Origin of the sequence: Paraburkholderia largidicola (genome assembly GCF_013426895.1) — a bacterium.
Taxonomy (GTDB): Bacteria; Pseudomonadota; Gammaproteobacteria; order Burkholderiales; family Burkholderiaceae; genus Paraburkholderia; species Paraburkholderia largidicola.
This window is the reverse complement of record NZ_AP023176.1, coordinates 189,226-205,578: the sequence shown is the minus strand read 5'-3', so window position 1 is coordinate 205,578 and position 16,353 is coordinate 189,226. Positions and strand designations below refer to the sequence as shown.

The window sequence follows — 16,353 nt, the reverse complement described above, 5'->3', positions numbered from 1 at the left end:
CGGGCCATTCCGTTACCCCATATCCCGATAGCCGGCTCCGGAAAGACTCGATTGTCCCAGGAGCAAGCACCCAAAGTATTCACGGAGCATGAAAGGACAGTAACGAGCTTCCAGCGAGGGCCTAACGATGAGATTTTCGCGCAGAGATTTTCACCGTGTAAGCATGGCAATGGCAGTTGGGCTGGCTGCCAGCACCAAAGCCTCTGAAGTTGCAGCCGACGAATCGCCAACGCCTCTCGCGTCCGGGGCGGGTAGCGCGATGCAGCCGCTTGGCGGGCAGCCACCTGCCGGCTCGGCTCCATCGGTTAAGGATTTCGACTATCAGATCAAGTATCAACGGGCGTTCGAAGCGGTTCTGTGGAACATGCCCGCGATCGCCATCTACAGCTTCCGCCGGGCTGCCTTCGACAATCTGGGTGTCAAGGACAACGACATCATTTCCTATTCAGCTCCGGCTACGCCGAAGCTCGAGGCCATCACGGCGAATAGCACAACGCCCTATATCACCGCGTTTACCGATCTGAGGAAAGGCCCTGTGGTACTGGAGGTACCCGCTGCCGGCCCTGAAGGCAGCGTCTATGGGCAGGTTGTCGATGCCTGGCAATTCACGATCGCGGACGTCGGACCTTCCGGACTCGACAAGGGCAAAGGCGCGAAGTTTCTCTTCACGGCCCCGGGCTATAAAGGCACCGTTCCGAAGGGCTATCTTCACGTCGCGTCGCCGAACTTCAGGATCGCGCTGGCCTTCCGCTCCGTTCGCGCACCAGGCAAGAGCGCGACAGACGCTTATCACTATGCTCATCGGCTGCGGATGTACTACCTGTCGGAGGCAGCGAATCCGCCCAAGCAGCGTTTTATCGATCCCATCGACGAGCGCTACCCCACGCTACCGTTTTTCGACGAACGTCATTTTGACGACATGTACGCCATCATGAGCGTCGAGCCTGTGAATGCTCATGACAAGATCATGATGGGTATGCTCACGTCGTTAGGGATCGAGAAAGGCAAGCCTTTCGCGCCGGATGAAACGACGAGGAAAGCCATGCGCCAGGCGGCGATTGATGCGTGGTTTTACCTGCAACACTGGTACGACCATTTTCCGCGAGAGAAGCTGTTCTGGCCAGATCGGCACTACGCGTCGCTTCTTCAGGCGGACAAAAACAAAACCTTCACGTTCGTCTACGACGACAGAATCGACCTGATCAACCGCGCGGCCGAATATTTCTGGTGCACCTATATGCCGCGAAGGTTGACTGACGACCCCGCCACGCAGTATCTGATGGCGCTGGCGGATAACAACGGCAACCTGCTCGAGGCAGGCAAGCTCTACAAGCTGGACGTGCCGGCACAGATGCCCGTCAAGCAATTCTGGGCATTGACAGTGTATGACCGGGCGACGAACGCATTCATCTACAGCGATTCCAACCGCACGACGCTCTCGTCATACGACCTCGACTCGATGAAGAAGAATGCGGACGGTAGCGTCACGCTTTATGTCGGCCCCAAAGCCCCCGAGGGCCTCGCATCCAACTGGATACCAACCGAAGGGAGGCGTCCGCTACCCGCGATGCGTCTTTATGGCCCAACCGAAGCGCTCAACAACAAGACTTTCAAACTGCCAGACTTTCAACTTGCCTGACTCGTCTTGAATGGATTGGACCTTCGTCGGAGAGGATTGCGAAAGGGTCCGGATTTCTTTTCCATTATGTCGAAGGTCAAGCATTCCCCTCGCCACAGCAGGACTGCACTTTTCGATTTTGACGAAGTCAAAGGAGTACAGCCGTGAATACATCACAATCAGTTGTCGAAAGGAATCTTGCTGTCGCGCTGGTCGCGGTTGCCGTTGCGGGCTATTGCGCACAGGCATTCCCTCAATCACAGCAGCCAACACCCGTTCAGGCTCTTGCAGCGAGCCATGACGCGCTGGCGAACGCGCCGTTTTCCGGGGACTTTCCCACCAATGAATCGGCAGAACTGCTTCGGGACGAATTGTATTTCCAGCGAGCCGTCCAGGTTTATTTATGGTCCCTACCCGCCATCAACATGTTCGCGATGAAGGAGGGTTCGGAGAAAACCTACGGGGCTGGATACAACGTCCTTCCAGTCTGGAAAGAACGCCTTAACGCACAAACGAAAGTCACCACACCCAACTCCGATTGTCTTTACGCGATGGGTTACGTCAACCTTGCGAAAGACGGGCCCATCGTCGTCGAGGTTCCCCCCCGGAATCAGGGCATTCTTGACGACTTCTATCAGCGGCCGCTCTCGGGCCCAACGATCGGCGGCAAAACCTATACGGGCGATTTTGGATTTGCCGGGCCTGACGGCGGCAAGGGCGGCAAGTATCTGATCGTCCCATGGAACTACAAGGGAGCCGCGCCCAAAGGCTATTACCTATACCGCTCCCGTACCAACAATGTGTTCGTCTTTTACCGGGGCTTCTTCACCGACCCGAAAGATCTGAAACCCGCTAACGCCTTGATCGCGGGCACGCGCATTTATCCCTACGGCAAAAAGGATTCTGCCGCGCAGATGCAGTTTCCGGATGGGTCGGCAACACCGGCCGATATGCTGTTCCCGCATGACGGCACCTATTTCGACATGCTGGCCCGTTTTGTCGATCAGGAAACAGTCGACCCCGCAGATATGGACTGGCGCGGCATGATGGCGGCGATCGGCATTGAAAAAGGCAAGCCGTTCCAGCCCACGGCCCGGCAGCGCGAGTTGCTGGACAAAGCAGCCAAAACTGCGTTCAAGATGAGCAAGGTCGAAATATGGAACGGACTGGTGGATCAGCCCGAGGCCAAATACTATCCAGACCGGCAATGGGTCAACGTTTTCGCTGGCCAAAACCCGTTGTTTCAGGCAAGCGGTTCGTTCACCAATCTGGCTCAACGAGATGCGTACTTCACGACTGCTTACGCAACGAGCCCGGGAATGGTCGTAGACCTTATCGAAAAGGGCGCGAAATATCCGTCGACCTGGCGCGATGCAGACGGTAATTTTCTGGAGGGTGGAAGCAGCTATCAGCTTCATTTGCCGCGTGATATTCCTGCTGCCAACTTCTGGTCGGTCACAGTGTACGACTCGATCAACGCCTCTGGGCTGCAAAACGGTCAACCCTTGCCTTCCCTGAATTCAATGGACAAGCCGGTGCAAAACACCGATGGCTCGTACGATCTCTACTTTGGCCCGAATGCGCCGGCCGGTAAGGAGCGTAACTGGGTGAGGACGGTTCCTGGCAAGGGCTATTTCATTATTCTGCGTCTATATAGTCCCAAGGAGGCGTTCTTCAAGAAGACCTGGAAGCCTGACGACGTCAAGCACATGACGCAATAGACATGCAGCTGCGGCGAGGAGGCCGCTCACTTCGAGTTGGGTGAGCGGTTGCTTGCGAAGTTAAAGCTGACCTTTAAACGACCAGTGAGCGGCATATCCGAAGGGCCGGATTTGGCCGACTGCTGTGCGATGCGGTTGGCAGAACCCGATCCTTCTGAGCCGTTCAGGTTGTCCTGACGTCGATGGCTGCTGTGGGAGTGTTTCGGACATTTGAACGTCTCCGCCATCGCCCGCGCCACAAAGCCCCAACGCTGAATTCAGCGCGCGAGGCATAAGACGTCCCAGCACCAAGAAGCGCGTCCTGCGTTAACCGTGACGCCGAATTCATCGCACACGCGCCGCTTCGGGGCACGCCTTGCCTCCCGCGCCAGTCAGCACCGTAAAGACACCCCGGCTAACCAGATCGAGTGTGGAAACGAGCTTACCATTGCGCTCGATCCACGCCTGAGACGGATACTCGCCCGACGTCGTGGTAGGGTGACAGGTAGAGTTCGGGGTCGCGGGCCGGCGCAGGAAACGTGGCGGCATCACGCACGATCGCGGATGACGTCGTATAACACTGTCCCTGTTCGACACCATGGCAGTTGAACTGATAGTTCTGCATTTCCACGCTCTTGCAAGGCCTTAGAACGCCGCTTGCCCGTCTCGCCTGGTGAGAACAATTCGTCGAGGGAAGCCCAGCCGTCGGCAGCACTTTGACGTTCATTAAAACCGGCGCCTTCGTAATCGACAGCATTCCGACGACCGATGTAATCGCCTGACCAATGCACTCTGGGCAGCGACTGGCCCAGTATGATGGCATGGCATTGCCGCACTTGCGCGCCAGAAGCCGGTGCACCGCATGTGCCCGGCGAAGCGCGCAGAATCATGCCATTCAACTTATCCAGCGCGCGAGATCGCGCCACTCCGAGGAGTTACCCATGCCACTTGCCTCTGCCACTGCTCGCCTTGCGGCCGACGCGCCCAACTACCTCGTCGCCATCGAGGCTGGCCTTCACCCGCTGACGGGCGACGAAGGTCCCCACGAAGGGGGCGAGGATCGTGGCCCCGCGCCATTCGCGTTCGTGCTGTCCGGGCTTGCCGCGTGCACAGCCGCCACGCTGCGCATGTACATGCAGCGCAAGACATGGCCGGCCACCACGATCGCCGTCGAGGTCAGCCTGCACGCCGATCACGACGGGAACCAGTACATCCGCCGCGATGTGGCGATTGAAGGGCCGCTTGAAGAGGCGCCACGCGCGCGCCTGGCCGAAATCTGCGAAAAGACGCCGGTCACGCTGTTCATCAAGCGAGGCACGCGCATCGACACGACAGTGCGCATTGCATGACGCAAGCGTCAGTGCCACCCGCGTCGACGATACCGCGCCTGCATTCCTTCGAGCACTTATATCAGTTGACGCGAGTGACGCCGGGACATCCGCCAAAGTGGACTTACTGCTTCGCTACCGCGAATGCATAGAGCTTGTGGTTGTCGCCGGCATACGGCAGCCCGAGAACCTTGGTGTGATAGCCAGAGCCCCAGTAGACCGTTCCGTCGACGATCGCCGCACCGGACACGACCGCGCCGCCACTCTCGAAGCTCCACTTTATTTCGCCAGTAGCGGCATCGAGCGCATACATGTTCGCGCCACTACCTGCGAGCGAGCCGGCATAGACGATGCCGTTAGCTTCGGACATGGCCATGGTGTCCATCATGTCCTGCGGATCGGCGGTGCGCCACAGCACCTTGCCCGTTGCGGCATCTATCGCTGCCCACACGCCGCCCTTGGTCCTCGTCTTGCCCGGTGGCGAGTTGACGGAGATGGACTCGTGATTCAGGTTGCCGATCGACACGTAAATGCGCTTGCCGTCGGCGGCAGTTCCCCAGAGCATGCCGCCCAGCAGACTCCCGGGACCGACCTGCGTATGCCATACGACCTTGCCTGTCTTTGGATCGAGCGCCCAGTAGACGCCACTCTTCGCGCCAGCGCCAAGCAGCGTGCGCCTGTGACCGGCGACAGTGGTCGTATAGAGGTTGGGCCCCGAACCGAAGTCGTAGTCCGGGCCATCGTCGTGGTCATAGTTCGTCGACATGTCGGCTGCCAGCGTGCGGGTGGCCCACGCGATCTTGCCCGTCTTCAGGTTGAGCGCAACGAAGCTGTCGATGTGATTGGTCGCCACGTCCGGCTTGCAATTGCTTTGCCCCGGATAGCGGCAAACACCCTCCGGCACGGAAAAATTGTTGCCGGTCGTGACGTACAGCAGGCCCGTCTGATGATCGACGACGGGTGTGTTGCCCCAGACCGAACCGCCCGTATAGCCCTCGGGCACCATGTATGTTTGCCACAGCAGTTTGCCCGTGGTCGCGTCAAGCGACACGACGCTCCCGCGATATGTGGGCTTGTCCTTGAGCGCCTCGGCCCGCGACGATATCCCGACATAGATCACGCCGTCGTCGATGACAGGCGAGGCGGTGATGATGGCGCTCGGGTCCGTTTCCACCTGGGTGCGCCACAACGGCGAGCCGTCTTCGGCCTTGACGCCCAACACGTAAGCGCCCGTCGGATTGTTGGCGATCTGCGTGCCCTGGCCAATCACGAGCGTCCCCTTCCAGTAAGCGGGGCTGGTGCGCGAAGCGTCATTGGGAATCTGACTATAGTCGCTTACCTTCTTGTGCCATTTCACCTGTCCGCTTGCGGCATCAACGGCCCACAGCGAGCCGCCGAAGTCCGGCACGTAGACAACCCCATCGACCACCGTCGGCGTGGCGGAAACGTTGCCATCCGTCTCGACCGACCAGCGCGGCGCAAGCTTCGCCACATTGTTTAGCGCAATGGCGTGCTCGTCCTGCGCGCTACGCGTGTTGTGCAGATTCTGCCCGCCCATCGGCCAGTCCCCCGTGCCTTGTGCCACGGCGGAAGACGCGGGCATGACACCCGCCATCAGGGCAGCGGCTGCCATGATTGCCGTATTGCGCAAGCGCAGTTGCGACGGCCGATGATCGCCTTTCCTGTTGAACGCCTGTTTCATTTCCTTCTCCGGGTCGGTTGACTGCGTGAGCTATCACGATTGACATCGTGACTTCGAAGGGCGGACGGAGAGCGTTAATAACAGCATAGGCCTCGTTGCTTCAACTACAACAAAGACCAAATCACGCCCGGCGTCACGAACGAGGCAGCCACAAACCCGTCGAATGGCGGTACGCGCGCGGGTTGCCATACGCGTCAATAATCTTCGTCACCGGGAAGCTCGGCTCGCTCGATGAACGAAGATTAGAGAACTGGACGGATGCCACGGTAGATCGCCCGGCCGTACACAGTGTTCTATCGGAGGAACGATCAGGATGCGCGCCTCAGCCGGTCATTTCACGACGAAGCGTCACTCGTCTTTCTGTATATGTTCGGCGAGATAATCAATCAGCTGACGCACCGCGGGCAATAGACCCCTCCGTGACGGAAAGACCGCGTGAACCAGCCCCCCTTTGGGTTTCCAGCCAGGTATCACGTCGACCAGCGTGCCTTTTGCGAGCGCATCCTCGACGACCATGTACGGTAACTGCACGACGCCCACGCCTTTGATCGCCGCCTGGCGAAGCACGGTCATATCGTCAGTGATATAGCGAGGCGCGTGACTCACCCGCGCTTCCGCACCGTCCGGGCCGACAAGCGCCCATGCATGATCGCGCTGCGGCCCCCAATCGAGGCTCGGCATGCCGGCGAGATCGGCGGGATGCGCGACTGTCCCGTGCCGCTCCATGAGCGCCGGTGCGGCAACGAGACGCTGCGGACTTCCCGACAGGACACGCATGACGAGCCCGCTATCTTCGAGCGGTGGGAAACGCACTCGCAGCGCGAGATCCAGACCTTCGCCCAGCACGTCGACCCGTCGATTCGTTGCATCGAGAAGGATCTGCACCTTCGGGTATTGCGTCATGAAGTCGGCAACCAGATTGCCGATGCGGTACGCGAGAAGCGTCGTGGGGCAGCTCATCCGCACCACGCCTTGAGGCTCGGAGAGCCTTCGCTCCATCACCTCGCGGGCGGCATCGGCTTCCACGAGCACCGCGACACAGCGCTCGTAGAACTCCCGTCCCGTGTCCGTCATCGAGAAATGCCGCGTGGACCGGTTGAGAAGACGAACGCCATACCTGGCTTCGAGTTCGGCGATGCGCCGGCTCAGCTTGGACTTGGGCATGTTGAGCGCCCGCCCCGCCTGCGTGAAGCCGTGGTTGTCGACCACTTTCACGAAATAATAGATGTCGTTCAGGTCGTCCATGACTGTTCCTTCGGCAGAACAATAGCGGCATCTTAGAGCATTGAAGCCCGCACGGGACCACCATTGTTCCGCTCATAGAACACAGTCGGCATTTTTCTGGGACTGGAGGCGGGTTCGTCGACCGCATAGCATTGCCGTGGCATGCAGATCGGATGCATCACGCGTCGGATCACCGGGATCGATCCCCTTCCACTTTCCGCAGTATTTCGGAGGCAAACATGGCAAGCGAACCGATTCGCGACCCCGCGAACGATCATCTTCTGACGCCGCAGAACGCGGCATTCATCGTCATCGATTATCAGCCGGTCCAGGTGAATTCCATCGCATCGATGGACCGTCAGCTGTTGATCAACAACATCGTCGGTGCCTCAAAGGCGGCAATTGCCTACGAGCTGCCGATCGTCCATTCGACGGTCAACGTGAAAACCGGTCTCAACAAGCCGCCCATCCCGCAACTGCGCGCGGCGCTCGGCGACTATCCGACTTACGACCGCACCAGCATCAACTCGTGGGAAGACGTCGAATTCCGCAAGGCTGTCGAAGCAACCGGCCGCAAGAAGTTGATCATGACCGCACTCTGGACGGAAGCGTGCCTGACGTTCCCCGCACTGGATGCGCTGGCCGAAGGCTACGAAGTCTATGTCGTCGTCGACGCGGTCGGCGGCACATCCGTCGCGGCACATGAAGCCGCGCTGCGTCGTATCGAACAGGCTGGCGGCAAGATGATCAGCGTTGCCCAGATGTTCTGCGAGCTGCAACGCGACTGGGCACGCAGCGAGACCGTCCCGGCGTTCATCGACCTGTTCATCCAGACGGGCGGCACGGCCGGCATCCAGTTCTCGTACGACAAGAGCTGATGCGTCAAGCGCGCGGCCGGTTGTTGGTCCCCGTCCGCGCGCATTTGCCATGTCCGGCGAATGTCCGGCACCAACACGCAATGAACATGGCCTCGACGACAGTACAGTGTGCATCATGAAGAAACAGACCGCGCCAATAGGCCTCGCAGGCTGCGTGATCGCGGCATGCGTCCACACCAATCTGTATGCCCAGAGCAGCGTCACCTTGCAGGGCATGATCGACGGCGGCGTGACGTATGTGAACAACCAGCATGGTGGCGCAGTGACGCTATTCGACAGCGGAATCTATGCGCCAAACACGTTGACGTTCAGCGGAAGCGAGGTGCTCGGGGGCGGAACGAAGGCCATCTTCAATCTGACTTCGCAGTTCGACCTGGGCAACGGCACGACCATTCCGGGCGCGAACCAGATCTTCAATCGCACTGCCTATGTGGGTCTGTCCGATGAGCGGCTTGGCACCGTCACGTTCGGCAACCAGTACGACTTCATGTTCGACACGTTGACGCTCGGGCTCTTCGACGGCGCGTTCCTGTTTGGCGGCCTCTATGATTTTCGCCAGGGGCCGTTTAGCGCGCTGGGCATTCCGCAAAATCCGACCGGCTCATTCGATTTCGACCGCCTCGCCGGCGCCACGCGTGTGGCGAATTCGGTCAAGTATCGCAGCCCATCGTTCGCGGGATTCAGTTTTGGCGTGCTGTATGGCTTCGGTGGCGTTGCAGGTTCGTTTTCCGCCAATTCGACCATCAGCGCAGGGATGAACTACGATAGCGGCCCGCTGGGAGTCGGCGTCGCGTACATCGAAGCCAGATATCCCGAACTGGGTGACGGTCACGACGGCATCCGCAATTTTGGAGCTGGCGTGCACTACCGGTTCGGCAGCGTGCTCGCCATGCTGCTCTATACGAATACGAAGAATACGGCGAGTGGAGCAAGGATCGACGTCTACAAGGCGGGTGCGTACTGGACGGTCTCCGGCCCCTGGTCGGCAGGGCTCGACTACCAGTACATGAAGGGAAACGAGGTGCTCGATAACAATCAGGCGCACCAGATCGCCACAGCCGTGCAGTACCACTTCTCGAAGCGGACGATGGCGTACGTCGAGGCTGTCTATCAGCGCGCGAGCGGCGACGCCCAAACCACTCAAGCATGGATCAATGGACTGCTTCAACCCGGCGCGGCGGCCAGCAACCGTTCACAGTCACTGGCACGCATCGGGTTGCAGACCCGGTTCTGATCCTGCATCGCGCCCGTCTCATCGTTCTATCAGTGGGACACAGAAGTTGGCTCCCGGCCACTACTGCCGTCATCGTCCCGCCACTACTCTGTATCCATGCAAACAAGGCCGCCTGGCCTTTCAACAGGAACATTCGACGATGAAGACGATTCTCGGCACTTACGGCAACCCCAACTCGCATTGGGTCGGCGACGGCTTTCCGGTGCGCACGCTGTTCTCGCATCAGACGATGGGCCGCCACCTCAGCCCCTTTCTGATGCTCGACTATGCGGGCCCGAAACACTTTGCGCCGACAGCGCGCCGTCAGGGCGTTGGACAGCATCCGCACCGCGGCTTCGAAACGGTGACGATCGTGTATCAGGGCGAACTGGAGCACCTCGATTCGACGGGCGGCGGCGGCAAGATCGGCCCTGGCGACGTGCAATGGATGACAGCGGGCGCAGGGATTCTGCATGAGGAGTTCCATTCGCGCGAGTTCGCGAAAACAGGCGGGACGCTCGAAATGGTCCAGCTTTGGGTCAATTTGCCCGCGAAGGACAAGATGACGCCGCCAGGCTATCAGGGGATTCTCGCGAACCAGATTCCTTCGGTCGAGTTGCCCGAAGGCGCTGGACACGTGCGGGTGATTGCAGGCAACTACGCGGGAGACGCTGGTCCGGCGCACACCTTCACGCCGATGGACGTGTGGGACGTGCGGCTCAACACGGGACGTGGTGCAACGCTGACGCTGCCGGCAGGCAGGACGCTCGCGCTCGTCGTGCTGCGCGGCCAGGTCCGGGTCAATGGCGATGAGCGCGTCGTCAGCGACGCACAACTGGTTCTGCTCGGGCAGGAAGGCACTGACGTCCGGCTCGATGCCCTCAGCGAGGCAACCGTGCTGGTGCTGAGCGGTGAGCCCATCGACGAACCTGTCGTTGCACATGGTCCCTTCGTCATGAACACGACCGAAGAAATTCGCGAGGCGGTAGAGGATTTCAACAGCGGGCGTTTTGGATCGATGGTCGCGACACACGAGCGGACCGCAGCCACCTAAGCGTCGCCAAGGCAGTAGAAGCGCTCCTGTTCCGTGTTCTTCAAATTCGAAGGTGGAACAGGAGCGCCCGCCCCGCTCACGTCCCGACGTCCGGTTCCCGACTGTTGCGGTCATTGGAACGGCACGATTTCGTTACCTCCGAACGGCAGGTTGTGGCCGACTGCCGTCCCACTCGGTCGGCAGCAAGCCACCCACATCATTCATTTCACGTCCGACCCACGCCAAAGGGCTGCTTCCAGAATATTCCCGCCATCCGCCGTCTGAAATCAAGGAAGTCCATACATCGACGCCTTTTTCTCATCCTTGAAATGGGCCACCACATCTGCGTTCAGTCGAATCGGTGGCAGGCACGCGGCCTCTACATACGGAACATCGAAGTAAAGCTCGAGACTTCCATCCGGCCAGATGCTCATCGTGAATGCCTTCGACATAAAATAGTCGTTGTTAAATGCCGAGGGGTCGAGGCATTGAGGCCTCCCCGCGTTCACTCGCGTGTATTCCTTCATGACACTGCCAACAGACGTGTCCGTCAGAAACAGACTGCCGTCCTCCCTTCGGCCCACTGCGTATATCGCGTTCAAATCCAGGCGCTTCCCATCCTTGATGCTGTACGCAATACCATATTGATAGACAGAGGGGTGCACGCCGTCACATTGTGAATTCCCCGTCACTTCCAAAGCTACGAGCGTAGCCGTCTCGATCGTTTTGCGAATATCCGCGTGATAGATTGCCACAGCGCCCATTCCGCTCGCATTGCTCGCGCACTCTTTCGCGTCTTTCTGGATACCAGCACGCAGCGCGCGTAGAGCCGCGTCGAGCGCGGCGCTATGCTGCTGCAACGCTGGGACTAGCGAGACTGTGATCTCCTGACTAGAAGCACATGCAACAGAGAGCCACCACATCGCTCCGACCACGGAAAGGATCTTTCGAATGTTCATAGACAATTGCATCTGAAGTAGTTATGGACGTTGAGCGGAGTAGTCGACCATGACCGGCGTGGTCGTCGCGGACTGCCCCCACATAGGTGTCTGATGCGGATGCGTAACAATACGCTGCCTTGCGACAGTCAGCGTTCCAGAGGAAGTGCGCTCCGTCGAGTCCGACAAATAACGGGACACGAAAGCAGCGTATTGCTGTCGTTCGTTGTAGCCATTGCCGCCGCCGTTCACGAGAATGGACATGCGGCCGACCGATTCCGTCGTAATTCCCTCATCCGCGATACGATGAATGTTGGCCTGGCCCATGAAGTGTTTCCAAACCCAGAAGAAACCGGCACTATCACACGCGTCGAAGCTGTTGGTCGCGACGACGTCGGGATCGTATCGTGGTGCCCAGAGGCGTGTGTCGCTGTGCGCGTGGCCGTGTTGATCGACTGTTGGCGGACCACTCCAGTTGTGTGTCGAAGTCACAGTGATACGTGAATCGACATAGGCGCCAGTATGGTTGGGAAATTTTCGGAAGCTGCCATAGTCAGCATAGAGCGTTGGCCACGTAAGTTGCATCAAGCCTCGGCCATAGAACGCTTCATAGGCATGCCCTGCTCCCTCGCCGAGTTCCTTCGTGACACGCAACAATCCCGTCTCGATGTAGGTCTGACTAAGAAAGCCAGTCTGGCGCTCGGGCGTCGTCAGGCCGTAGCGGCGAAACATGCTGCCAATGTCGGTATGCGAAACCGGCGTCCCGCCTACCCGGGAGGACGCGGCCTGCCAACTGAGCGTCTGTGTGGGATGCGGCAGTCCGCTCTTGCGCGGAAGCAATTGCGCCAACTCGCTCTGTGAAAGCCAGCCACATTTGCGGAAATGACTAATGATCTCAATTGGATGGAAATACCAGACCTTTTCCGGCAAACCTGCTTCTTCCCAAAATGCGGCTTTCGCATAAAAGTCGAGAAACGCCTGAAAATTGACAGGGTTTTTGTCGAACACTTCGCCTTGCTGCGTCAGATCCTGATACCGCGTGACCTGGGTACGCTTGTCCCACTCACTTGAATGTTGAACAACTAGACGCCGCATCCGTTCACGGGCCGTAGGGTCACTGCGAAACCAGGCTTCGTATTCTTCGCCCGTCAATTTACCGTCGGCATTCGTGTCGACTGCACTCACCACATCGGCCAGGACATCGACGACGCCATGACCATCGTCGGCGATGTATTTGCCGTCTTCATTGATCTTGCGCCAGTGCATGAAATGGGGAAAATCGGCGTCTGAAAACTTCAGTACGGCAGCATCGGCAAGATTGACGTAGCCTGTCTCGGTCCCGCTGTATGGTATCGCCGCCCACGCAACATTCTGATCGGATGACAACCGCATACGGTCAGGGCCAAGATTCCGGCCAGTGCGTAGCAAGTCAAAACCTGCGCTAGGACACGAATCGTACAGATCCGCTGCCTTTTGGTACAGGCCGTACTCGTATTCGCGCTCGGCCTGTTCGCCGCCAAGCGGCGTAGCCGCTCCCGTCTGGTCGTTCCATGACCAGGTTTGCGTGTAGCGCGTACCACGCTCGTAACGCACACGCACATACAGCCTCTGGGCATTTTGCCCAGACTGTAGCGGTGGCACGTTGTAGTGACGCTGTTGTGTGGCAACACGCTGCGTGTAGGTCGAATGAAATTTCGTAGATGCCGGGATCATGAAATACGCGTCGCCCCAGTATTCATCGTCACCGTTTCGGTTCGCTTCCTGATACTTGACCTTGCAATCAGGAAAGAATGCATTTAGTTGGTCTTGAGTGCAGAACGTTTCGAAATGGACGTAGTGCTTGCCGCCCCATTGACCAATCAATCCGACCACTTCTTTCCGGTACACAGTGGGCGCGTCGTGTTCAGCGAACACCTTGACCTTGTCCCACTCAGGGCTCTGCAATGGCTTTGCATAGTGAGCGTGGGCACGGTCCACGAAACTCGGCGGAAAATCTGCTACGTTTCTTAAATGCATATAAAGCGAGTAGAACTCGACTCGCACACCGTTTCCCGTTTCAGTGCTGTGCTTGAGTAAAACGAAGCTGGTGTCCGATGGCTGCGTCTTGTTCTGATCATACGACTTGTACTCGGGCTGCGAAGCCTGACGATACGCGATCAGTTTGCCGTCGGCTATCGCGAGAACCGGTCTATCCGCACTCGCACCAGGATCCAGATGGACGCCACCGTGCCAACGATTGCGCCGACTGATCGGATAGAAGCCATGCGGCGCCAGGTCGGGTTCAGGTGCGCTCGCGCCCGTCAGGTGATCCGGCAGGATTGGATAGCTGATTAACATCTGCGTTCTTGTATAGCTTACTCTGACAGTTCGGCATCGCCGAGATTGATATCGCCAGCCGCAGTTCGGACCGGTTCAAGGAACGCCGCTGGCACGTCGGCGGCACGCTGGTTCTCGGCGCGGCGGCGCTGGCATCGACATCGTTTCTCGGCACCGCGATCGTCCCCGTCATGGTTCTGCTGTGCGTCGCCGCGTTCTTTATCTTCGGCGGTGGATCGCTCTTCTGGTCGATCCCGCCTACCTATCTCGGCCAGGAAGCGGCGGCGGCCGGCATTGCGGTCATCAGCTCGCTCGGCATTCTGGGCGGTTTCGCGAGTCCGACGCTGATCGGCTGGATCAAGTCGGTGACCGGCAGCATTCAGTTGGGCCTTCTCGCATTGACCGCGCTCGTCATCTGCGGCGGACTGACCATTTTGCTTGGCTTGCCGAAAAGCGCAGTCCGCGTCGGCACGATCGACGACGCAAGCGCGCACTGACCGCCCTCTTTTTTCAGAACCTCATTCTTCATCGGAGAACACCATCATGAGCAAGCCCAAAGTCATCGTGACCGTTGCGCCCACGGGCGGCATGGCCACCAAAAAGATGAACCCGAATCTGCCCACACAGCCCCAGGAAATCGCCGACGATACCTACCGCTGCTACAACGCAGGCGCGAGTGTCGTGGCGGTCCACGCGCGCCGTCCCGACGATCAGGCGACCTGCGATCCCGCCATCTACAGCCATATCAACCGGCTGATTCGCGACAAGTGCGACATCATTTTGAACAATTCGACGGGCGGCGGTATCGACGGCGACATGGTTCGCGAACTCGACAACGGCCTGTGGGAAATTCAGTGGGAAGAGCGTCTGAAAGGCATGCAGGGTGATGGCGTCGAAATGTGTACGCTCGACGCGCAGACGGTGATCGCGAGTTTTGGCGGCAAGGAGATTCTCGTCGCGACGCCGCCTTCGCGCATCCGCCAGATTGCCGAAATGATGAAAGCGCGTGGCATCAAGCCCGAATGGGAAGTGTTCGGTCTCGCCGATATCGTTCAGGATGTGCAGCGCGCGATCAACGACGGTCTGGACGACGCGCCGCATTTCATCAACATCGTGATCGGCGCGAATGCGTTTCAGGGCGCATTGCCCTACACGCCGCGTCTGTTGCAGGCAATGGTCGATCATCTGCCGCGCGACACCGTGTTCAACGTGAGCGCGATCGGCGCTGCGCAATTGCCCGCCGCGATGAATTCGCTCTTGCTGGGTGGCCACGTGCGCGTCGGGCTCGAAGACAACCTGTATTACCGGCACGGCGAACTGGCGACGAACGTGCAACTGGTCGAGCGGCTCGTTCGCATGGTGCGCGAGATGGGTTACGAACCGGCGACGCCTGACGAAGCGCGCGCGATCATCGGACTGCGGCCACTGCACGCAACCGTCGATGCCGCCTGTCTGGAGCACTGAGCCATGAAGAAGATCGCGATCGTCGGCACGGGCGTGATTGGCGCGGGATGGGCCACGCATTTTCTGGCGCATGGTTTCGACGTCATCGCGACCGATCCCGCCGAGGGCGCGGAGTCGCGCCTGCGCGGGTGGATCGACGAGAACTGGCCGGTTGTCGAGCGGCTCGGGCTTTCGGATGATGCCTCGCGCGAAAAGCTGGTCTTCACGACCGATTTAACCGCAGCGTTGCGCGACGCCGATTTCATTCAGGAAAGCGGCCCGGAGCGGCTCGACGTCAAACAGGCGTTGATCGCCGACATCGAACGCGCGGCGAAGACGGACGCGATCATCGCGTCTTCGTCGTCGGGATTGTCGGTCAGCGAGATTCAGGCTCACGCGCAGCATCCGGAGCGGATCGTACTTGGGCATCCGTTCAATCCATCGCACATCATTCCGCTGGTCGAGGTCGGCGGCGGAAGGCTCACATTGACGGAATACATAGACCGGGCGATGACGCTCTACGCGTCAACTGGCAAGAAAGTTATTCGCATCAACCAGGAAGTCAAAGGTCATATTGCCAATCGCCTGCAAGCGGCGATCTGGCAAGAGGCGATCAGTCTGGTACAGCGCGGCATTGCCTCAGTGGAGGATGTCGACACCGCAATCTCCTACGGCCCCGGTTTGCGCTGGGCGCTCCTCGGTCCGTTTCTCAACCTTCATGCTTCCGGCGGTCCCGGTGGCATCACACATGTGCTGCGGCATCTGGGCCCAGCTCAGCGCGAGTGGGCGAGAGATCTGGGCACGTACCCCGAGACGGACGACTACATCGAATCGATCGCGAAGGGCGTCGAAACGAAACTACAGTCGCACGACTTTGCCGAAATGATTCGCCAGCGCGATCAATTGCTGATCGAATTGCTGGAAGCGAAGCGCGGGCTCTCTCAGATTCCATAGCGCCAG

Annotated in this window: 13 protein-coding genes; 9 read left to right on the top strand and 4 right to left on the bottom strand. The window is 59.2% G+C overall.

Translation table 11 applies throughout. The features are described from left to right. The first annotated feature begins 169 nt into the window (after window positions 1–169). The 3 genes from PPGU16_RS29685 (at window position 170) to PPGU16_RS29675 (ending at window position 4,667) form a co-directional block, all read left to right on the top strand. Window positions 170–1,639 carry a DUF1254 domain-containing protein gene (locus PPGU16_RS29685; RefSeq protein WP_434064451.1) on the top strand — a complete coding sequence of 490 codons (1,470 nt, stop codon included), beginning with the start codon at window positions 170–172 and terminating at the stop codon, window positions 1,637–1,639. 143 nt (window positions 1,640–1,782) lie between these two features. Then, window positions 1,783–3,339, top strand: coding sequence for a DUF1254 domain-containing protein (locus PPGU16_RS29680; RefSeq protein ID WP_434064442.1), 1,557 nt, complete (start codon window positions 1,783–1,785; stop codon window positions 3,337–3,339). Window positions 3,340–4,259: 920 nt separating this feature from the next. Beyond that, on the top strand, window positions 4,260–4,667 hold the full coding sequence (locus tag PPGU16_RS29675) for an OsmC family protein (protein WP_180726318.1): 408 nt from the start codon (window positions 4,260–4,262) through the stop codon (window positions 4,665–4,667). A 103-nt stretch (window positions 4,668–4,770) separates the two neighbouring features. Here PPGU16_RS29675 and PPGU16_RS29670 read toward each other — a convergent pair whose 3' ends face one another. Together PPGU16_RS29670 and PPGU16_RS29665 are read right to left on the bottom strand one after the other, a co-directional pair. Further along, window positions 4,771–6,348, bottom strand: coding sequence for an outer membrane protein assembly factor BamB family protein (locus tag PPGU16_RS29670; RefSeq protein ID WP_180726317.1), 1,578 nt, complete (start codon window positions 6,346–6,348; stop codon window positions 4,771–4,773). 348 nt (window positions 6,349–6,696) lie between these two features. Continuing rightward, window positions 6,697–7,593 carry a LysR substrate-binding domain-containing protein gene (locus PPGU16_RS29665; protein ID WP_180726316.1) on the bottom strand — a complete coding sequence of 299 codons (897 nt, stop codon included), beginning with the start codon at window positions 7,591–7,593 and terminating at the stop codon, window positions 6,697–6,699. Window positions 7,594–7,811: 218 nt separating this feature from the next. Here PPGU16_RS29665 and PPGU16_RS29660 point away from each other — a divergent pair, with 218 nt between their 5' ends. The 3 genes from PPGU16_RS29660 (at window position 7,812) to PPGU16_RS29650 (ending at window position 10,717) form a co-directional block, all read left to right on the top strand. Further along, the gene (locus tag PPGU16_RS29660) at window positions 7,812–8,450 is read left to right on the top strand and encodes a hydrolase (protein WP_180726315.1); all 639 of its coding nucleotides are present in this window, start codon (window positions 7,812–7,814) and stop codon (window positions 8,448–8,450) included. A gap of 115 nt (window positions 8,451–8,565) precedes the next feature. After that, window positions 8,566–9,684: a porin gene (locus PPGU16_RS29655; protein ID WP_180726314.1), complete on the top strand. Its 1,119-nt coding sequence runs from the start codon at window positions 8,566–8,568 to the stop codon at window positions 9,682–9,684. Between the two features lie 139 nt (window positions 9,685–9,823). Then, the gene (locus PPGU16_RS29650; RefSeq protein ID WP_180726313.1) at window positions 9,824–10,717 is read left to right on the top strand and encodes a pirin family protein; all 894 of its coding nucleotides are present in this window, start codon (window positions 9,824–9,826) and stop codon (window positions 10,715–10,717) included. A gap of 266 nt (window positions 10,718–10,983) precedes the next feature. Here PPGU16_RS29650 and PPGU16_RS29645 read toward each other — a convergent pair whose 3' ends face one another. Next, complete coding sequence (locus PPGU16_RS29645) at window positions 10,984–11,655, bottom strand: hypothetical protein (protein ID WP_180726312.1); 672 nt, start codon at window positions 11,653–11,655, stop codon at window positions 10,984–10,986. A 21-nt stretch (window positions 11,656–11,676) separates the two neighbouring features. Next, window positions 11,677–13,971: a hypothetical protein gene (locus tag PPGU16_RS29640; protein WP_180726311.1), complete on the bottom strand. Its 2,295-nt coding sequence runs from the start codon at window positions 13,969–13,971 to the stop codon at window positions 11,677–11,679. Window positions 13,972–14,141: 170 nt separating this feature from the next. On the opposite strand from PPGU16_RS29640, the gene PPGU16_RS29635 reads away from it, so the two are divergent. From PPGU16_RS29635 to PPGU16_RS29625, 3 genes are read left to right on the top strand one after another with little or no spacing between them, the layout of a single operon-like run. Beyond that, window positions 14,142–14,447: an MFS transporter gene (locus PPGU16_RS29635; RefSeq protein ID WP_243460720.1), complete on the top strand. Its 306-nt coding sequence runs from the start codon at window positions 14,142–14,144 to the stop codon at window positions 14,445–14,447. Between the two features lie 46 nt (window positions 14,448–14,493). Next, window positions 14,494–15,414 carry a beta-keto acid cleavage family enzyme gene (locus PPGU16_RS29630; protein ID WP_180726310.1) on the top strand — a complete coding sequence of 307 codons (921 nt, stop codon included), beginning with the start codon at window positions 14,494–14,496 and terminating at the stop codon, window positions 15,412–15,414. A gap of 3 nt (window positions 15,415–15,417) precedes the next feature. Further along, entirely contained in the window at window positions 15,418–16,347 is a 930-nt protein-coding gene (locus PPGU16_RS29625) for a 3-hydroxyacyl-CoA dehydrogenase NAD-binding domain-containing protein (RefSeq protein ID WP_180726309.1), read from the top strand. The last annotated feature ends 6 nt before the right edge of the window (window positions 16,348–16,353 follow it).